The organism is Pseudomonas sp. Ps21-P2 (assembly GCF_039672565.1).
Taxonomy (GTDB): Bacteria; Pseudomonadota; Gammaproteobacteria; order Pseudomonadales; family Pseudomonadaceae; genus Aquipseudomonas.
The window spans coordinates 557,452-576,281 of the sequence record NZ_JBDFPL010000002.1 but is presented as its reverse complement, the minus strand read 5'-3'; the positions used below and the strand labels follow the sequence as shown (position 1 = coordinate 576,281).

General features: G+C 62.3%; 16 protein-coding genes. 1 reads left to right on the top strand and 15 read right to left on the bottom strand.

From position 1 onward, the window contains the following. Positions 1–5 precede the first annotated feature (5 nt). From hutG to hutC, 13 genes are all read right to left on the bottom strand, one after another. A complete protein-coding gene (hutG, locus tag ABEH28_RS06350; RefSeq protein ID WP_346629424.1) occupies positions 6–809 on the bottom strand; it encodes an N-formylglutamate deformylase in 804 nt (267 codons plus the stop codon). Between the two features lie 13 nt (positions 810–822). Continuing rightward, on the bottom strand, positions 823–2,028 hold the full coding sequence (hutI, locus tag ABEH28_RS06345) for an imidazolonepropionase (RefSeq protein ID WP_346629423.1): 1,206 nt from the start codon (positions 2,026–2,028) through the stop codon (positions 823–825). 156 nt (positions 2,029–2,184) lie between these two features. Continuing rightward, positions 2,185–3,588, bottom strand: coding sequence for an amino acid permease (locus ABEH28_RS06340; protein WP_346629422.1), 1,404 nt, complete (start codon positions 3,586–3,588; stop codon positions 2,185–2,187). Between the two features lie 186 nt (positions 3,589–3,774). Next, positions 3,775–5,298, bottom strand: a complete 1,524-nt coding sequence (hutH, locus tag ABEH28_RS06335; protein ID WP_346629543.1) for a histidine ammonia-lyase — start codon at positions 5,296–5,298, stop codon at positions 3,775–3,777. A 23-nt stretch (positions 5,299–5,321) separates the two neighbouring features. After that, on the bottom strand, positions 5,322–6,971 hold the full coding sequence (hutH, locus tag ABEH28_RS06330) for a histidine ammonia-lyase (RefSeq protein ID WP_346629421.1): 1,650 nt from the start codon (positions 6,969–6,971) through the stop codon (positions 5,322–5,324). 13 nt (positions 6,972–6,984) lie between these two features. Then, complete coding sequence (locus ABEH28_RS06325) at positions 6,985–7,869, bottom strand: glycine betaine/L-proline ABC transporter ATP-binding protein (protein WP_282369788.1); 885 nt, start codon at positions 7,867–7,869, stop codon at positions 6,985–6,987. Further along, on the bottom strand, positions 7,866–8,717 hold the full coding sequence (locus ABEH28_RS06320) for a proline/glycine betaine ABC transporter permease (protein WP_346629420.1): 852 nt from the start codon (positions 8,715–8,717) through the stop codon (positions 7,866–7,868). The genes ABEH28_RS06325 and ABEH28_RS06320 overlap by 4 nt, the downstream gene beginning before the upstream one ends. 93 nt (positions 8,718–8,810) lie before the next feature. After that, positions 8,811–9,776 carry an ABC transporter substrate-binding protein gene (locus tag ABEH28_RS06315; RefSeq protein ID WP_346629419.1) on the bottom strand — a complete coding sequence of 322 codons (966 nt, stop codon included), beginning with the start codon at positions 9,774–9,776 and terminating at the stop codon, positions 8,811–8,813. A gap of 139 nt (positions 9,777–9,915) precedes the next feature. Then, positions 9,916–11,385 carry a cytosine permease gene (locus ABEH28_RS06310; protein ID WP_346629418.1) on the bottom strand — a complete coding sequence of 490 codons (1,470 nt, stop codon included), beginning with the start codon at positions 11,383–11,385 and terminating at the stop codon, positions 9,916–9,918. A 177-nt stretch (positions 11,386–11,562) separates the two neighbouring features. After that, positions 11,563–13,260, bottom strand: coding sequence for a urocanate hydratase (gene hutU / locus ABEH28_RS06305; RefSeq protein ID WP_346629417.1), 1,698 nt, complete (start codon positions 13,258–13,260; stop codon positions 11,563–11,565). A 503-nt stretch (positions 13,261–13,763) separates the two neighbouring features. Continuing rightward, the gene (nhaA, locus tag ABEH28_RS06300) at positions 13,764–14,942 is read right to left on the bottom strand and encodes a Na+/H+ antiporter NhaA (protein ID WP_346626932.1); all 1,179 of its coding nucleotides are present in this window, start codon (positions 14,940–14,942) and stop codon (positions 13,764–13,766) included. A 53-nt stretch (positions 14,943–14,995) separates the two neighbouring features. After that, positions 14,996–15,589 (bottom strand): HutD family protein, encoded by a 594-nt coding sequence (locus ABEH28_RS06295; protein ID WP_346629416.1) that lies wholly within the window; start codon positions 15,587–15,589, stop codon positions 14,996–14,998. Next, positions 15,586–16,296: a histidine utilization repressor gene (gene hutC, locus ABEH28_RS06290; RefSeq protein WP_192171477.1), complete on the bottom strand. Its 711-nt coding sequence runs from the start codon at positions 16,294–16,296 to the stop codon at positions 15,586–15,588. Before hutC ends, ABEH28_RS06295 begins: the two co-directional genes overlap by 4 nt. A gap of 190 nt (positions 16,297–16,486) precedes the next feature. Here hutC and ABEH28_RS06285 point away from each other — a divergent pair, with 190 nt between their 5' ends. Continuing rightward, positions 16,487–17,851, top strand: coding sequence for a formimidoylglutamate deiminase (locus ABEH28_RS06285; protein ID WP_346629415.1), 1,365 nt, complete (start codon positions 16,487–16,489; stop codon positions 17,849–17,851). A gap of 127 nt (positions 17,852–17,978) precedes the next feature. Here the strand turns inward: ABEH28_RS06285 and ABEH28_RS06280 are convergent, their stop codons facing one another. Both ABEH28_RS06280 and bamE read right to left on the bottom strand, forming a co-directional pair. Continuing rightward, the gene (locus ABEH28_RS06280; protein WP_346629542.1) at positions 17,979–18,476 is read right to left on the bottom strand and encodes a lipocalin family protein; all 498 of its coding nucleotides are present in this window, start codon (positions 18,474–18,476) and stop codon (positions 17,979–17,981) included. An 86-nt stretch (positions 18,477–18,562) separates the two neighbouring features. Continuing rightward, positions 18,563–18,817 carry an outer membrane protein assembly factor BamE gene (bamE, locus tag ABEH28_RS06275; RefSeq protein ID WP_192171240.1) on the bottom strand — a complete coding sequence of 85 codons (255 nt, stop codon included), beginning with the start codon at positions 18,815–18,817 and terminating at the stop codon, positions 18,563–18,565. Between the last annotated feature and the right edge of the window lie 13 nt (positions 18,818–18,830).

Sequence of the window (18,830 nt, the reverse complement as noted above, 5' to 3'; positions counted from 1 at the left end):
CGGGTCTACTTCCCGTACTTTTCACGCCCCCACGCAATCATTTCTTCCAGCAGCCCTTTCAAGACCACCTGCGTCGGCTCAGCCAGGTCAGGGCGGTAGTGGAAGGGCACGAACTCGTCCATGTACGTGCTTTGCGCCAGTTCCAGTTGCACGGCGTGGATGTGGTTGGCCTGGTCGCCATAGTGGCGGGTGATGTGGCCGCCCTTGAAGCGCCCGTTGAGCACATGGCTGTAGTTCTTCGCGGCAGCGCACGCAGTATCCAGACGCTGGGCCAGCGCTTCATCACAGCTGGCGCCATTGAAGGTGCCGAGGTTGAAGTCCGGCAGCCGACCGTCAAACAGATGTGGAATGTGCCCACGAATGGAATGCGCGTCGAACAGCAGCGCATAACCGAACTCGGCGCGCAGACGTTCAAGCTCGCCGCGTAGCGTCTCGTGATAGGGCGTCCAGATCTTCTCCAGATAAGTCGCGCGTTCTTCCTTGCTCGGCGCCTGACCCTCTTTGAACAGCGGATCGCCCTCGAACAGCGTCGACGGGAACAGCCCGGTGGTCGCGCCGGCGTACAGCGGCGTGTCGTCGGACGGACGATTGAGGTCGATGACGAAGCGCGAATATTCCGCCGAAAGCACGCTGGCGCCGAGGTCTGACGCGAAGTCATACAGGCGCGGAATGTGCCAGTCGGTGTCCGGCAGGCTCACGGCCTCATCCACCAGACCGTCCCGCACGGCGGGCGTCAGGTGCAGTCCCGGGTGCGGCATGCTGATCAACAGCGGTACGCGACCGCGAGTGAAACTCAGAACCTTGTCCACAGTATTCCCCTGATTAGAGAGTGCGTTCCACGCCATGACGCACGACGCGTTTGTCCAGATCGCCGCCCAGCCAGTAGGCGAGGTCGGCGGGCCGTTCGATGTGCCAAGCGACGAAATCCGCCGTTTTGCCAACTTCCAGTGAGCCATGGGTCTCAGCCATGCCCAGCGCCTGTGCTGCGTGGACAGTTGCGCCGGCCAAGGCTTCTTCCGGCGTCATGCGGAACAGCGTGCAGGCCATGTTCAGCATCAGCCGCAGCGACAGACCCGGCGACGTGCCCGGATTGAGATCGGTGGAAATGGCGATCTTCACCCCGTGTTTGCGCAGGGCATCCATCGGCGGCAATTGAGTTTCGCGCAGGAAGTAGAACGCCCCCGGCAGCAGTACCGCGACCGTGCCTGAGGCCGCCATCGCAATGGCGTCTTCTTCGGTCATGAACTCCAGATGGTCAGCCGACAGCGCTTGATAACGCGCCGCCAGACTCGAGCCATGCAGCGAAGACAACTGCTCGGCGTGCAGCTTGACCGGCAGGCCCAGCTGGCCGGCGGTGATGAACACCTGTTCGACCTGGGCCGGCGAGAACGCCAGGTATTCGCAGAACGCATCGACGGCATCCACCAGATTTTCCGCCGCCAGCGCCGGCAGCATTTCGCTGCAGATGTGAGCGATGTAGTCGTCGGCGCGGTCTTTGTATTCCGGCGGCAGGGCATGGGCGGCCAGGCAGGTGCTGCGCACGGTGACCGGCAGGTTTTCACCCAGCTGGCGAATCACCCGCAGGATTTTGCGTTCGCTGGCGAGGTCCAGGCCGTAGCCGGATTTCATCTCGATCGTGGTCACGCCGTCCCTTAGCAAGTGCAGCAGACGACGTTCAGCGCTGGCGTAAAGCTCTTCTTCACTGGCGGCGCGGGTGGCGCGCACGGTGCTGGCAATGCCGCCGCCCGCTGCCGCGATTTCCGCGTAGCTGACGCCCTGCAGACGCTGCTCGAACTCGCCGCTGCGGTTACCGCCGAACACCGTGTGCGTGTGGCAATCGATCAGGCCGGGCGTCACCCATGCGCCGTTCAGGTCGACGCGCTTGACGTCGCCCTGGTCAGGCAGGTCTCGGAGAGGACCGATCCAGACGATCCGCGCTGCATCGGTCACGATGGCGGCGTCCTCGATGATCGAGTACGTGCCGTTCGCCATGGTTGCTGCGTGACAGTGGTGCCAGAGCGTTTTCATCGATCTCTCCAAGGTTTCGGTTTTACAGCCTGTTGCAAGTACTAAGTGTAGGAGTGAGCTTGCTCGCGAAGTGTCTCCGCCGAATATTCGGCGCCTGAAATTCAGTCTTCGCGAGCAAGCTCGCTCCCACACGGACCGTTCATGACAGTCCATTTATCAGCTGTTTGATGTGGCCTTTATCAGGTTCTGCTTCGGCTTCACCCAAATCCAGTACGCAACCACCAGCAACCCGATCCACACCGCCCCCACCACCAGCGCGGCCTGGCTGTCCGGGAAATAACCCAGCACACCAAACACGAACACCATGAACAACGTGGCAACAATCGGCGCGACGGGCCAGAACGGCACCGGGAATTTCAGCTGGGCCACTTCTTCTGCGCTCATCGACCGGCGCATGGCGATCTGCGTGACCAGAATCATCAGCCACACCCAGACCGTCGCGAAGGTCGCGATCGAGGCGATCAGCAGGAACACGTTTTCAGGGATCAGGTAATTCAGCACAACGCCGCAGAGCAGCGCGACGCCCATCACCAGCACGGTCATCCACGGCACGCCCTGGGCGGACAACTGAGCAAAACCCTTGGGCGCCTGACCTTGTATCGCCAAGCCGTACATCATGCGTCCGGCGCCGAAGATGTCGCTGTTGATCGCCGAAACGGCGGCAGTGATGACTACGATGTTGAGGACGGTCGCCGCAGAGGAAATCCCCAGGTGATCGAAGATCTGGACGAACGGGCTGCCCTGGCTGCCGATCTGCTGCCACGGATACAGGGACATCAGGACGAACAGCGTGAGCACGTAAAACAGCAGAATCCGCAACGGCACCGCGTTGATCGCGCGAGGAATCACGCGCTCCGGGTTGCGCGCTTCGCCGGCGGTGATGCCGATGATTTCGATGCCGCCGAACGCGAACATCACCACGGCCAGTGAGGCCACGAGGCCACCGATGCCGTTGGGCATGAAGCCGCCGTAGGCCCATAGATTGCTCACGCTGCTCACGCTGCTGACGCCGCCGCCTGAGACCGAGCCGAGGCCGAACAGCATGATGCCGAAGCCGGCGAGGATCATCGCGATGATTGCGCCGACCTTCAGCAGCGACAGCCAGAACTCCGTTTCACCGAAGACTTTGACGCTGCACAGGTTCAGCGCGCCGATCAGAAAGACAATGCCGAGCACCCAGATCCAGCGCGGCACCTCGGGAAACCAGAAGCCCATGTAGATGCCGAACGCAGTGACATCGGCCAGGCAGACGATGACCATTTCGAAGGCGTAGGTCCAGCCGAGGACAAAACCTGCGAGCGGGCCCAGATACGTGGTGGCGTACTCGCCGAACGAGCCGGACACCGGGTTGCGCACGGCCATCTCGCCGAGAGCGCGCATGACCATGTAAACCGCAGCGCCGGCGATGATGTACACCAGCAGAACGGCGGGACCGGCCAGTTTGATGGCCGACGCGGAACCGTAGAACAACCCGGTGCCGATGGCCGAGCCCAGCGCCATGAAGCGAATGTGACGCGCGCTGAGCCCGCGTTTCAGATCTGTAGCGTTTTGCGATGTCATTTCACACGTTCCTAGTCTTACTTTTTGCTGCGAAACGAGAGGCTTTTGTAGGAGTGAGCTTGCTCGCGATTGCGGTGTGTCAGACGGCAAATGCGTTTCTGACCCATTGCATCGCGAGCAAGCTCACTCCTACAGGGGGTAACCCCCCACTCATTTCAACGACAGGCCATCCCTGGCCTGTCCCGATCAGAAGCTCGGCAGCAGGTCAGCAGAAACCAGGTCGCTCAGGCAGTTGGAAGCCAGCAGCTCGATGGCGGCCTCGATATCAGGGGCGAAGAAGCGGTCTTTCTCGTAGAACGGGACTTTGCCGCGCAGCGTGGTGCGGGCGATTTCCAGTTTCTCGGAGGTCTTCAGACCGTTGCGCAAGTCCAGACCCTGACACGCAGCCAGCCATTCTACAGCCAGCACGCCGCGAGTGTTCTCCGCCATTTCCCACAAGCGCTTGCCAGCGGCGGGCGCCATCGACACATGGTCTTCCTGGTTGGCGGAGGTCGGCAGGCTGTCGACGCTGTGGGGGTGGGACAGCGCCTTGTTTTCACTGGCCAGCGCTGCGGCCGTGACCTGGGCAATCATGAAGCCGGAGTTGACGCCGCCGTTGGCCACCAGGAACGGCGGCAGCTGCGACATGTGCTTGTCCATCATCAGCGAGATGCGGCGTTCGCTCAGCGAGCCGATTTCAGCGATGGCCAAAGCGATGTTGTCGGCGGCCATGGCAACCGGTTCGGCGTGGAAGTTACCGCCGGAAATCACTTCACCTTCTGCCGCGAACACCAGCGGGTTGTCCGACACCGCGTTGGATTCGATCGCCAGCACTTCGGCGGCCTGACGCAGTTGGGTCAGGCAGGCGCCCATGACCTGTGGCTGGCAGCGCAGAGAGTAGGGGTCCTGAACCTTGTCGCAGTCGCGGTGGGAGTCGGAGACCTGGCTGCCGTCGCCAAGCAGATCGCGATAGGCCGCAGCCGAGTCGATCTGGCCGCGCTGACCCCGTGCCGCATGAATACGTGCGTCGAAGGGTGCGCGGGAGCCAAGCACGGCTTCAACGGTCAGCGCGCCGCAGCTGAGGGCGCCGGCGAACAGGTCTTCGGCTTCGAACAGGCCGCGCAAGGCATAGGCCGTAGACACCTGCGTGCCGTTGAGCAGCGCCAGGCCTTCTTTGGCCGCCAGCGTCAATGGCGTGAGCCCGGCGATGGCCAGCGCTTCCACGGCATTCAGCCATTCGCCCTTGTAGCGCGCCTTGCCTTCGCCCAGCAGCACCAGCGACATATGCGCCAATGGCGCGAGGTCGCCGGATGCGCCGACTGAACCCTTGAGCGGGATGTGCGGGTAAACCTCGGCGTTGATCAGGGCGATCAGCGCGTCGATGACCTGACGGCGAATCCCGGAGAAACCCCGGCTCAGGCTGTTGACCTTGAGCACCATGATCAGGCGCACCAGCTCATCGCTGATCGGCTGGCCAACGCCAGCGGCGTGGGACAGCACCAGCGAACGCTGCAGGTTTTCCAGGTCGGCGCTGGCGATGCGCGTTGACGCCAGCAGGCCGAAACCGGTGTTGATGCCGTAGGCGGTGCGATTTTCGGCGAGGATCTGCTCGACGCAGGCCACGCTGTCTTCGATCTGCCGATTGGCGCTGGCGTCGAGGGTCAGCGTGACGGGCCGCTGATAAATCGCGCGCAGCTGGGCGAGGCTCAATTGGCCGGGGATCAGATTCAGCGGGGTCGCCTGTTGGGTGTCGGTCACGATGCTGCTACTCCTGATTGGGTATCGGTCGTCTGCGCTGAACCGGCGCCTGCCTGTCCTGCGCGAGGGGCGCTTGCGCTGCGACCGTTGTTGTCGGTGTTGTGGTGAGCGCCCACCGCGTAATCGCGGCAACGCTGGAATACGGTTTCCAATGACTCTTCGTTCTTGAGCAGGGTCACGCTGCTGGCGATGTCCGGCGCCAGCCAGCGGTCTTCGTCGTAGGCCGGCACTCGCTCGCGCAACAGACGCCACGCCGCCTCGGTGCCGACGCCAAAGCGCGGGCCCTTGAAGAACTCGAACGCCTGGGCGGCCAGCAAATACTCGATCGCGAGGATCTGCGTCACGTTCTCCAGCACCTTGTGCAGCTTCAACGCGGCGCTGGTGCCCATGCTCAGATGATCCTCCTGCAGACCGGACGTCACGTAGTTGTCGATGACCGCCGGTTGTGCCAGCTGGCGGTTTTCCGCGCACAGCGAGGCGGCGACGTATTGGGTGATCATCATCCCGGAGTTGACCCCCGGCTGGCTGACCAGAAACGCCGGCAGCCCGCTGACCGTGGGGTTGATCAGCCGGTCCAGGCGCCGCTCGGCAATCGAGCCCAGTTCGGCCATGGCAATCGCCAGCAGATCAGCGGCCATCGCCACGGATTGGCCGTGGGGGTTGGCCTGGGAAACAACGCGATACGCTTCAGGCGTGCCGAGCAGCAGCGGGTTGTCGGTGGCCGAGTTGAGCTCGATTTCGATCTGCCGTGTGGCGTGGGCCAGTTGGTCGCGGGTGGCGCCGTGGACCTGCGGGATCGAGCGGATGCTCAAGGCGTCCTGGGTGCGGATGCCCTGACTGTTGGCGAGCACTTCACTGCCGGCGAGCAGGCCACGCAGGTTTTTGCCGACTTGCTGCATGCCGGGGTGTGGCTTGAGCGAAATAATGGTTTCGTCGAAGGCGTCGAGCTGGCCGCGCAGGCCCTCGAAGGTCATGGCGGCGATCACGTCGGCCCACTGCATCAGGCGATTCACGTCGGCGACGGCCAGGCAGCTGAGGCCGGTCATGCACGGCGTGCCGTTGACCAGACACAGACCGTCCTTCGCTCCCAGCTCCACCGGCGACAAGCCTTCTTCGCTAAGCGCCTGCAACGCCGACATCACTTGGCCGCGGTAACTGACCTGACCCACGCCGAGCAGTGCGACGCCGATGTGCGCCATGTGCGTGAGGTAACCCACCGAACCCTGGGACGGCACTTGCGGGGTGATGCGTCGATTGAGCAGGGCGAGCAGGGCCTCGACCACCTGACGATGAATCCCGGATTTGCCCTGGCTGTAGTTGATGATCGCAGCACAGGTGATCGCGCGGGTCTGCTCGTCCGGTAACGCCGGGCCGACGCCGCAGGCATGGCTGAGCAGGGTGTTGCGCGACAGTCGGCCAAGCTGCTCGTCGGCCAGTGACACGTTGCACAGCGCGCCGAGGCCGGTGTTCACGCCATAGGCGCGTTCGCCGCTGGCAACGATGCGCTGCACGATCGCCTGGGCATTGTCGATCCGCGCCCAGGCGGCTTCGGACAGCGACAGCGTCGCGCCATGACGGGCAACCGCGGTAACGTCCCGCCAGCTGAGCGGGCCTTCGCCGATGATGATCTGTTCTGCTCGCGACATGACCACAGCGTCCTTAGAGAGTCGCCACGCGCCGCTGCACGAAACGATCAACGTAATCGTCGGCGGGCGAGTAGAGGATTTCCTTCGGCGTGCCGACCTGAATCAGCCGACCGTCTTTGAGAATGGCGATGCGGTTACCGATGCGCACGGCTTCGTCGAGGTCGTGGGTGATGAACACGATGGTTTTCTTCAGGCTCGACTGCAGCTCCAGCAACTGGTCCTGCATCTCGGCGCGAATCAGCGGATCGAGTGCGCTGAACGCTTCGTCCATCAGGATGATGTCGGTGTCCGCCGCCAGCGCCCGTGCCAGGCCGACGCGCTGACGCATGCCGCCGGAAAGCTGATGCGGGTACTTTTTCTCGTAGCCCTTCAGGCCCACCGTGGTGATCCAGTGCTGTGCGCGCTCGGCGCATTGGGTCTTGCTTTCGCCACGGATGGTCAGCCCGTAGGCGACGTTGTCGATCACGGTCTTGTGCGGCAGCAGGCCAAAGCTCTGAAACACCATGCTGATCTTGTGCCGACGGAAGTTGCGCAGCGCTTCCATGTCGTAGGTCAGGATGTTCTCGCCATCGACCAGGATCTCGCCGCTGGTGGGATCGATCAGGCGGTTGAAGTGGCGGACCAGGGTCGATTTGCCGGAGCCCGACAGGCCCATGATCACGAAAATCTCGCCGCTGGAAATGGACAACGACAGGTCGTTCACCCCGACCACGCAGCCGGTCTGCGCCAGGACCTGATCCTTGCTCTGGTTGTTCTGCACCATGGCCAACGCATCTTTCGCGCGGTTGCCGAAGATTTTGTACACGTTCTTGACGACGATTTTGCCGCCCGTGTTCTCTGGAACGCCCGCGCTCAGTGGATTGCCCGAGCTCGCTGGATTAATAGTCTCGACGCTCATTTGTTCGCCTCATGCCGTGGACGGCCGTAGGCCTGCGTGATGCGGTCGATCACGACCGCCAGAATGACGATGGCCAGACCCGCTTCCAGGCCGCGCCCTACGTTCAGGGTCTGGATGCCGACCAGCACGTCTTCGCCCAGACCGCGGGCACCGATCATCGAGGCGATCACCACCATCGACAGCGCCATCATCGTGGTCTGGTTGATCCCGGCCATGATGCTCGGCAGGGCCAGCGGCAACTGCACGCCAAACAGTTGCTGCCAGCGGTTGGCGCCGAACGCGTTGATCGCTTCCATGACCTCGCCATCGACCTGACGAATGCCCAGATCGGTCAGGCGAATCAGCGGCGGCGCGGCGTAGATGACGGTGGCGAAGATCGCCGGGACTTTGCCCAGACCGAACAGCATCAGCACCGGAATCAGGTACACGAAGCTGGGCATGGTCTGCATGATGTCCAGCAAGGGCATTAGTATCGAGCGCAGGCGATTGCTCCGCGCCGACAGAATGCCGAGCGGTATGCCGATGATCACCGAGATCACCGTGGCGACCAGCATCAGCGCCAGGGTCTGCATCAGCTTGTCCCACAGGCCCACGGCACCGACCAGAAACAGCAGGCCGACGATAACCACCGTGGTGGTGATCTTGCGGGTCGCGTGCCAGGCGATCAGGCCGACGATGGCCAGCAGCAGCCACCACGGCGCAATGCGCAGCAGGCCTTCGAGCTTGACGATGGCCCACAGCAGCGTGTCGGAGATGTGCCGGAACACGTCGCCGTAGTTGGTGACCAGCTTGTCGACCCAGTCATTGACCCAGTCGGCGATGGAGAACGTGAAGCTTTCGGGGAACATATCGTTATCTCATTCAAATACTGCGTGCGGATCCGTGCTCAGGTGCTGCCCGGTTCGGATGCCGCCGGATCGCGCGGCACCCGGATCAAGCTCTTACAACGAAGCATCCACCTTCTTCGCCGCATCCTCGCTCACCCACTGATGCCACACTTCCGGGTGTTCCTTGAGGAAGATCTTCGCCAGCTTCGGCGACTCGATGCGTTCCTTGGTCATGCGCGCCAGATTCTGGTTGAGCAGGTCGATCGGGATGTTGACCTTCTCCATCACTGACACGAGTTCAGGCGCCTGTTCGTGGAACGCCTTGGACAGGCCGACCTTGATCTCGATGGTCTTGTTCACGCCGTCTTTCTCTTCCAGGCGCACCATGTCCACCTGGCCCATCAGCGGGGTCGGCGACCAGTAGTAAGCCAGGATCGGCTCGCCACGTTTGTAGCTGGACAGAATCGCCGCATCCAGCGCCGGGCCGGTGCCCGGGCGGAAGTTGGTGTATTTGCTTTCCAGGCCATAGCTTTTCAGCATTTCGCTGTTTTCCAGCTCGCAGGTCCAACCCGCCGGGCAGTTATAGAAACGGCCTTTCTCCGGCTCTTCGGCGTCCTTGAACAGCGCTGAGTATCTGCCCAGGTCGGCGATGGATTTCAGGTCAGGTGCCTTGGCTTCCAGCTTGCGCTTGGCGTCGCCTTCGATCACGTAACGTGGCACGTACCAGCCTTCCACCGCGCCTTTCACCGGCGAACCGACGCCGACCACTTTGCCGGCGGCTTCAGCCTTGTTCCAGACTTCGCTGCGGCCGACCCACTCTTCGGCAAACACTTGAATGTCGTTGGTGCTCAGGGCGTTCTCCATGGTGATGGAGTTGCCCGGCAGGCTGTCCGTTTCGCAGCCGTAGCCCTTGTTCAGCACAACTTGCAGTACGTCGGTCAGCAGCATTGCGCTTTCCCAGTTCAGGCCGGCGAATTTCACCGGCTTGCCGGACTCGCACCATCCCGCAGCCTGACTGGCGCCACTGGCGAGCACGCCCGCGGTGAGCAACGTGGATAGCAGGGCCTTTTTCGTGTTCATTGAGTGACGCTCCGGTCTTGTAGTGGATGACGGCAGTAACGAAAACAGACGGCTTCCAGCCAAGGGGAGAGACACTTGTCGGCCTCGTCCCGCTTCTCTCTCCAGCATGCCCCCTGCAACAGACGTGCATGACGAACGGTCAGTTCACCGCGACGTGCGCAGGGGCAACGGTGCAACTTGCCTGAGGCGCCCCCGAATCCGTTGGCAGGATCAGGCGATCGGCCACGTTGCCCGGCCACCTCTTCGCCGCCACGTAGTACAGCACAGCCGGCACGATGAGGCCGATGATCCACGAGATGTCGGTGTCATCGAGGCTCGCCACCAGCGGCCCGGTGTAAAAATGCGTGGAAATGAACGGCATCTGAATCAGCACGCCCACCACGTAAATCCCGATGCCCATCCCGTTCCAGCGGCCATAGCGACCGTTCGGGTCCGACAGCGCGGGAATGTCGTAGCGCTCTTTGGTGATGCAGTAGAAATCCACCAGATTGATCGCGCTCCACGGCGTGAAGAACGCCAGCAGAAACAGGATGAACGCCGAGAAGTCCTTGAGAAACGAGTCCTTGCCCAGCAGCGCCAGGGCCGTCGCGATGCCGACCATGGCGAAGATGTACGTCAGCCGCAGCGCGCTGGAGATGTACCGGTTGCCGCGAAAGCCGCTGACGATGGTGGCGATGGACATGAAGCTGCCGTAGGCGTTGAGCGTGGTGATGGTCACCTTGCCGAACGCGATGCTGAAATACAGCGCTGCCGCCACCGCGCCTGTCCCGCCAAGGCCGACGATGAACGAGACCTCGTGATGGGCGAAGTTCTTGCCGGCCAGCGCCGCCGCGAACACGCCGAAGACCATGGACGCCTGTGCGCCGATCACCGAACCCAGGCCCACCGCCCAAAATGTTTTGCCGGCCGGAGTGTTGCGCGGCAGGTAGCGCGAGTAGTCCGCGACGTAAGGGCCGAAAGCGATCTGCCAGGACGCCGACAGGGAAATCGCCAGCAGGAAACTGCTCAGCGAGAAGTGCTTGTTGCCCAGCAGCGCGCCGACGTCGTTGCCCGCCAGCAGCGCGGCGAACAGGTAAACGAAGGCGATCACGCCGATGAGGCTGGCGACGCGGCCGATCATGTGGATGACCCGGTAGCCCAGAATGGTCAGTACCACGATGGCGGCGGCGAAGATCACCACGCCCTGCCAGTCCGGCACGTTGATCAGTTGCGCCACCGCTTGACCGGCAAGCAACGAGCCGCTGGCGGAAAAGCCGATGTACATCAGGCACACCAGCACCAGCGGGATCACCGCGCCGTAGACGCCGAATTGCACCCGGCTGGAAATCATCTGCGGCAGGCCGAGCTTCGGTCCTTGTGCCGCGTGGAGCGCCATGACGCCACCGCCGATGAGCTGACCGATGAACAGCCCGATCAGCGACCAGAACACATCGCCGCCCAGTACCACGGCCAGGGCCCCGGTGACGATCGCGGTGATCTGCAGGTTGGCGCCCAGCCACAGCGTGAACTGACTGAACAGACGACCGTGTCGTTCGGCATCAGGGATGTAATCGATCGAACGCCGCTCGATCACGGAAGCAGGTGCAGCACGATCATCTGGAATAGCCATTGCGAAGATCCCCGTAAAGCGAGTGTTGGCACGCGCAAATTCTGCAGAATGCATCCCTCTGTAGGAGTGAGCTTGCTCGCGAAGAGGCCGGTACAGACGACGCATCACCTGCGTCTGGGCCTAAGCATTCGCGAGCAAGCTCGCTCCCACATGGGCTGCGAGCAACCCGGGCATTGATCAGTTATTGATCATCGGCAGGTTCAGACCCTGCTCTTTGGCGCAGTCAATCGCGATCTGATACCCCGCGTCGGCATGACGCATCACGCCGGTGGCCGGGTCGTTGTGCAGGACGCGGGCGATGCGCTCGGCGGCTTCATCGGTGCCGTCGCAGACGATGACCATGCCCGAGTGCTGCGAGAAGCCCATGCCGACGCCGCCGCCATGGTGCAGCGAGACCCAGGTCGCGCCGCTCGCGGTGTTGAGCAGGGCGTTGAGCAGTGGCCAGTCGGACACGGCGTCGGAGCCGTCCTGCATCGATTCGGTCTCGCGGTTCGGGCTGGCGACGGAGCCGGAGTCCAGGTGATCGCGACCGATGACTACCGGCGCCGACAGCTCGCCGCTGCGGACCATTTCGTTGAACGCCAGGCCCAGCTTGGCGCGCTGACCCAGCCCGACCCAGCAGATACGTGCCGGCAGACCCTGGAAGCTGATGCGCTCACGGGCCATGTCCAGCCAGTTGTGCAGGTGCGCGTCGTCCGGGATCAGCTCTTTGACTTTGGCGTCGGTCTTGTAGATGTCTTCAGGATTGCCCGACAGCGCGGCCCAGCGGAATGGACCGACGCCACGGCAAAACAGCGGACGAATGTAAGCGGGCACGAAACCGGGGAAATCGAAGGCGTGGGTCACGCCGACTTCCTTGGCCATCTGACGGATGTTGTTGCCGTAGTCGAACGTTGGCACGCCCATCTTCTGGAACGCCAGCATGGCCTCGACGTGCTCGGCCATGGACTGCTTGGCGGCCTTGACCACAGCGGCAGGCTCGGTGGCGGCGCGCTCGCGGTACTGCTCCCAGGTCCAGCCTTTTGGCAGGTAGCCGTTGAGCGGGTCATGGGCGCTGGTCTGGTCGGTAACCATGTCCGGGCGCACGCCACGTCGGACCATTTCCGGGAGGATCTCGGCGGCGTTGCCGCACAGGGCGATGGAGATCGCCTTGCCTTCGGCGGTGTATTTGGCGATGCGGGCGAGGGCGTCGTCGAGGTCAGTGGCTTGCTCGTCGACGTAACGGGTCTTCAGGCGGAAATCGATGCGGCTCTGCTGGCATTCGATGTTCAGCGAGCAGGCGCCCGCCATGCCGGCGGCCAGCGGCTGTGCGCCGCCCATGCCGCCAAGGCCTGCGGTCAACACCCAACGGCCTTTGAGGTTGCCGTCGTAATGCTGGCGACCGGCTTCGACGAAGGTTTCGTAGGTGCCCTGAACGATGCCCTGGCTGCCGATGTAGATCCAGCTGCCGGCGGTCATCTGGCCGTACATGGCCAGGCCTTTGGCGTCCAGTTCGTTGAAATGCTCCCAGCTCGCCCAGTGCGGCACCAGGTTGGAGTTGGCGATCAGTACGCGCGGTGCGTTGCTGTGGGTCTTGAACACGCCGACCGGCTTGCCGGATTGCACCAGCAGGGTTTCGTCGTCATTCAGGTTCGTCAGGCTTTCGACGATCTTGTCGTAGCATTCCCAGTTGCGCGCTGCACGACCGATACCGCCGTAGACCACCAGTTCGTTCGGGTTCTCGGCGACTTCCGGGTCGAGGTTGTTCATCAACATCCGCAACGGTGCCTCGGTCATCCAGCTCTTGGCCGTCAGTTGCGTGCCACGGGCTGCGCGGATTTCCACATCGCGGCGTTTGGTCCATTGCTGAGCAGGGGTGTTGTGGTCAGTAGTCACTTAACAATCCTCGATGATCAATCCGGCCGGGACGCGGGGTCCGTGACGAATGTGGGAATAAGGTTCTGCATGAGCGTCGCTGCTGTGATCCGAACCGGGCGTGGACGCCTTTTATCGACTCATGCTTACTTGTACATACAAGCATATGCAACCAGGGGGCCAATGTTGGTTTTGCAGGCGCAGAAATCCCGTCGGCCCGCTCTGCGTCGGGCTTGCCAAGATTTCAGGTTTAAGGAGGGTTACGGATGCAAAGAAGATGAAACGAAGGAAATTGTTACTTTTCGGTGCGAACGCACCAGCTCAGTGCGCGAATTGGGTAACAGAACGTCGTGTGCAGATATCGCTGCCGACACCTGACCTGTGGGAGCGAGCTTGCTCGCGAAGAGGCCCGTACATCCGCCAAATTCTCTGCGGCTGATACACGGTCTTCGTGAGCAAGCTCACTCCCACATGATCGGTAGCGCTGGGTATATCAGGGTAGTCTCAGTGCTAATCAGCACTAATCAGTGCCGGGCCAGCTTGCTGCGCAGCAGCCACACCCCGGCAAGCGCCGACGCGATCGAACCCAGCAACACGCCCACTTTCACTTCATCGATCAGATGCGCAGCGCCCGGGAAGGCCAGGTTGCCGATAAACAGGCTCATGGTGAACCCGATCCCGCAGAGCAGGGCCACGCCATACAGCTGCGGCCAGTTGCTGCCTTCCGGCAGGGTTGCCAGGCCGGATCGAATTGCCAGCACGGCTGCGAGAAACACGCCGATCTGCTTGCCGACGAACAACCCCAGTGCCACCCCAAGCGGCACCGGATCGACCAGATTGCCGAGGGTGATGCCCGACAGGGACACGCCCGCATTGGCGAAGCCGAAAATCGGCACCACCGCGAACGCCACCCAGTAGTGCATTTTTTCCTCAAGGAACAGCAGCGGCGAGCGGGCTTCTTCCTTGGGCGTGCCCAGCGGAATGCACAGCGCCAGCGCCACACCAGCCAACGTCGCGTGCACGCCGGATTGCAACACGAAGAACCACAACAGCAGACCCAGCAGCAGGTACGGCAGCAATCGCTGCACGCCCATGCGGTTCATGATCACCAGCACGGCCAGCGTCGCGAAGGAGGCACCGAGCATCGGCATGTTCAGGCCGCTGCTGTAGAACAGCGCAATGATGGTGACGGCGCCCAGGTCATCGAGAATCGCCAGTGCGGCCAGAAACACCTTTAACGACGTCGGCACCCGCTTGCCCAGCAACGACAGCACGCCGAGAGCGAAGGCGATATCGGTGGCCGCAGGAATCGCCCAGCCGCTCAGGGTTTCGGCGTTGCCCATGTTGATGCCGATATAGATCAGCGCCGGCACCAGCATGCCGCCCGCTGCCGCAAAACCGGGGAGCGCGCGCTGACCCCAAGTGGCAAGGCCACCCGCCAATACTTCGCGTTTGATTTCCAGACCGACCATGAGAAAGAAGATCGCCATCAGCCCGTCGTTGATCCACAGCTCGATCGACAACCCGCCCCACACACTGTGCAGTGCGGCGAAATACGAGGGGGCGAGGGGGGAGTTGGCAACGATGATCGCCGCGAGGGCAGCGCCCATCAGCACAAGGCCGCCTGCCGACTCCGATGAAAGAAAACTGGCAAGAATGGCGAGGGCTCGGGGGCTTTCTTTATTGTTGTTGAGCGTCGTCATGGTCGTCCCTGTGCTGGCGAAAAAAACGCAATCTACCACAGGGACGGCGGGACTCAGACGCGTGACAACTCGATCACGCACACGCGACTGGCGCGAGGGGCGTAGAGCACAACCTCCAGCAGCCCGCCTGCAGCGTTGTCCAATTGCAGGCAATCGTGTTTTTCCAGCCGTTGCGGCGGATGCTCGCCGACATTGGCGGCCATCTGCTCGGCCGCGCTGAATACCACGAACGTGTTGGCCGAACTGAAAAACCGCTGCGGCTGCATCACGTCGATCCACTGCAGGCGCGCGCGGTAGCGGGCTGGCGAGTAGATCAGGTTGAAGTCGCGAATCGGGCCGTCGAGCAGCGTGCATGACACTGCGCTGTCGCCGCTGAATGCGAACGGATCGGACGGCAGCAGTGGCTCGCTGTCCTGGCCATCGATGTTCAGCGTCATGCCTGCGCCTTGCAGCACCGTGATGATGCGCTGATAACCGGCGAACACCGAAAAGCCGCCCGACTCACCGATGTCGGCAATCGACAACCGCCAGCCGAAACCCTCCAGGCCTTCGCCGGCATCGCGAGTGATTTCCTCGGTGCTGCCGCCGCCGTTTTTCCAGGGCATGCGCGGGTAGTCAGCAGCGCGCAGAACAGTCAGTTGAGTCATTTGCTGAAGCGTCCTTCCAGGCGGTGGCGTGAACCGGGATGAATCAGGCGGGCGGCAGTCACCGGTTGGCGCCCGGACCAGGTGCGCCGACGCACCAGCAGGCACGGCTCGCCCTTCTCGATCTGCAGCAATGTGCACTCGTCGGGTTCAGCGAGAATCGCCTCAACCACGTGCTCGCCCTCGGTCAGCGGCGCGACCTGAGACAGATAGGCGTAGGGCGTTTGTTGGGTGAAATCCTGCTGCAGGTAGTCCGGCGCGACGAGGGCGTTAACGAAACGGTCCTCGATTTGCACGGGGATATCGTTTTCGAAATGCACGATCAGCGAATGAAACACTCGCTGGCCTTCACGCATGTCCAGCGCCAGCGCGCGTTCGGAACCAGCGGCTTCTTCCGTGAGGATGATGACCTGGCAGGTGTGGGTATGTCCGCGGGCGGCGATCTCATCGGCGATGTTATGCACTTCGAACAGTGCCGATTGGGTCTTGGGCTCGGCGACGAATGTACCGACGCCTTGCATGCGCACCAGCAGCCCTTCGGCGGTCATCTCGCGCAGGGCACGATTGATGGTCATGCGGCTGAAGCCCAGCTGCGTCACCAGTTCGCTCTCGGACGGTACGCGGTGGTGCGGCGGCCACGTGCCGTTCTGAATTTGTTGGGTGATCATGTGCTTCACCCTGGCGTACAGAGGCGCCGGACTGTCACCCATCTGGGAGGCCAGCGGCAAATTGGCAGGCGGAGTCGGCACAGAGAAATCCTTGTTATGGCGTTATTCAGGCGGAAGAGGTTACAGCGTCCACGCTAACCATTAACACGTGTGCCGACAAGCGCGGCGCAGTTTACCGGCCGTATAAACGTCTGTATATGTATAGACAATTTCACGCAAGGGGTGCCGAGTCATGTCCGTTTTCTTTGCCGAACGCGCGCTATTGCCCACCGGCTGGGCCAATAACGTTCGTTTCGAGGTCAGCGCCGATGGCCTGCTGAGCCAGATTCAAGCCGATGCCGAACGCGCTGGCGCCGAGCTGCTCAACGGGCCGGTCGTGCCGGGCATGCCCAATCTGCACTCCCACGCCTTTCAGCGCGCCATGGCGGGCCTCGCGGAAGTGGCCGGCAATCCCAATGACAGTTTCTGGACCTGGCGTGACCTGATGTATCGCCTCGTCGGGCAGATCAGTCCGCAGCAGCTCGGCGTCATCGCGCGGCAGCTGTACATCGAAATGCTCAAGGGCGGTTTTACTTCGGTTGCGGAGTTTCACTACGTCCATCAGGACACCACCGGCAAGCCCTACGCCGACCCCGCCGAGCTGGCGCTGCAGGTCAGCCAGGCGGCGAGTTCGGTCGGCATCGGCATTACCCTGTTGCCGGTGCTCTACAGCCACTCCGGTTTCGGCGGCCTGAACCCGAACGAAGGCCAGCGCCGATTCATCAACAGCACCGACAGTTACCTGGACCTGCAAGCACGTCTTAAGCCCATCATCGCCGCGCAACCCGCCCAGGCGCTGGGGCTTTGCTTTCACTCGCTGCGTGCCGTGACCCCGCAGCAAATCAGTGACGTGACGGCCGCCAGCGACACCCATTGCCCGATCCACATTCATATCGCCGAGCAGCAAAAGGAAGTCGACGATTGCCTGGGCTGGAGCGGTCGCCGGCCATTGCAGTGGCTGTATGAAAACGTCGATGTCGACGCGCGCTGGTGCCTGGTTCATGCGACCCATGCCGAGCCTGACGAAGTGGCGTTGATGGCGAAAAGTCGTGCGATCGCGGGCCTGTGCCTGACCACCGAAGCGAACCTTGGCGACGGGATTTTCCCAGCGGTGGATTACATCGCACAGGGCGGGCGCTGGGGTATCGGCTCTGATAGCCATGTGTCGCTGAGCGTGGTCGAAGAGTTGCGCTGGCTCGAATACGGTCAGCGTCTGCGCGATCAGCGCCGTAACCGCCTGTACCGGCCTGATCAGCCGATGGTCGGGCGCACGCTATACGACGCGGCGCTGGTGGGCGGTGCCCAAGCGATGGGCCAACCGGTAGGTGCGCTGGAAGTGGGAAAACGGGCCGACTGGCTGGTGCTGGACGGTAACGACCCTTATCTGGCAACGGCGTCTGGCGATGCCATTCTCAATCGCTGGCTGTTCGCCGGGAGTGATCGTCAGATCAAGGATGTGATGGTCAATGGCCGCTGGGTGATCCGCGACGGCCACCATGCCGATGAAGGGCAGAGCAGCCGTGCGTTCGCTCAGGTGCTGAGGGAATTGCTGGGCTGAACATGTGTGCAGAGGCGAAGGGCCCCTTCGCGAGCAAGCTCGCTCCCACAATTTTTGTGTCCATAGGTAGAACTGCGGCGCTGTCATGTTTTATGAGAGTGAGCTTGCTCACGAATGACCGAACAGGTCAGTCCTTTGCCTTGCCCACTTTCGAATCCGCCACCCGCCAGATCAGCTTGGTGGTGTCGTAGCCCTGTTGCTGCGCTCTCATCAGCAGGTCGTTGCGCACTGCATCCGGCACTTGAGGCGTGCGCGACAGCAGCCAGAGGAACTTGCGGTTCGGACTGCCCACCAGCGCCACCTTGTAGTCGGGGCTCACGTACAGCACCCAGTAATCGCCCTTTGCCACACCCGGGAAGAGGTTCGAGAACCAGTTGTCGAACACGACCCACAGCTTGTCGGTCTTGCCCTGAACCTGCGGTGAAGCCGTTCCGGTTGCTTGCTCCCACTTGCCCTCGATCGTGCAGCAGCGGTTGGTGACAGCGATGTTGCCATCGTCCTTCAGCGTGTAATGCGCTTCGGACTGCGCGCAGTTGCGCTGGAAGAACATCGGCAGCCGCGCCACTTCGTACCACGTGCCCTGATAACGCTTGAGATCAACATGATCAACCGTCTTCGGCGCCATGGATTCAGTTTCTGGCTTAACCGCACAGGCGCTGATCCACAATGCTGCCAGCGCCACGGCGCCGATTTTCAATCCCTGACGAATATTCATTCAAGCCCCTGCGCTGAAAACAGCACGACCTTGTCGGCGGCGTATTGGACGCTGATGAAGGTCTTCGCATCGCCCCACGTGCAACTGGACATTCCCAACGCGCCGGAGCATTCGGTCGGACTGCCGAGCAGTTGCTCGACTTGGGCCTTGGGCATGCCGGCCGAGATTTTCGAGTAATTTTCCTGAGTGACCTTGCTGCAGGCCGCCAGCAATACGCAGAACGACAACACCGCGAGAGTGCGCAAAGACATGAGATGAAGCTCC

Bases quoted from the DNA above. Each gene is read 5' to 3' on its own strand.
- hutI (WP_346629423.1), bottom strand. From the start codon at position 2,028: ATGAAAACGCTCTGGCACCACTGTCACGCAGCAACCATGGCGAACGGC.
- ABEH28_RS06340 (WP_346629422.1), bottom strand. From the start codon at position 3,588: ATGACATCGCAAAACGCTACAGATCTGAAACGCGGGCTCAGCGCGCGT.
- hutH (WP_346629421.1), bottom strand. From the start codon at position 6,971: ATGTCGCGAGCAGAACAGATCATCATCGGCGAAGGCCCGCTCAGCTGG.
- ABEH28_RS06325 (WP_282369788.1), bottom strand. From the start codon at position 7,869: ATGAGCGTCGAGACTATTAATCCAGCGAGCTCGGGCAATCCACTGAGC.
- ABEH28_RS06320 (WP_346629420.1), bottom strand. From the start codon at position 8,717: ATGTTCCCCGAAAGCTTCACGTTCTCCATCGCCGACTGGGTCAATGAC.
- ABEH28_RS06315 (WP_346629419.1), bottom strand. From the start codon at position 9,776: ATGAACACGAAAAAGGCCCTGCTATCCACGTTGCTCACCGCGGGCGTG.
- ABEH28_RS06310 (WP_346629418.1), bottom strand. From the start codon at position 11,385: ATGGCTATTCCAGATGATCGTGCTGCACCTGCTTCCGTGATCGAGCGG.
- nhaA (WP_346626932.1), bottom strand. From the start codon at position 14,942: ATGACGACGCTCAACAACAATAAAGAAAGCCCCCGAGCCCTCGCCATT.
- ABEH28_RS06295 (WP_346629416.1), bottom strand. From the start codon at position 15,589: ATGACTCAACTGACTGTTCTGCGCGCTGCTGACTACCCGCGCATGCCC.
- hutC (WP_192171477.1), bottom strand. From the start codon at position 16,296: ATGGGTGACAGTCCGGCGCCTCTGTACGCCAGGGTGAAGCACATGATC.
- ABEH28_RS06285 (WP_346629415.1), top strand. From the start codon at position 16,487: ATGTCCGTTTTCTTTGCCGAACGCGCGCTATTGCCCACCGGCTGGGCC.
- ABEH28_RS06280 (WP_346629542.1), bottom strand. From the start codon at position 18,476: ATGGCGCCGAAGACGGTTGATCATGTTGATCTCAAGCGTTATCAGGGC.
- bamE (WP_192171240.1), bottom strand. From the start codon at position 18,817: ATGTCTTTGCGCACTCTCGCGGTGTTGTCGTTCTGCGTATTGCTGGCG.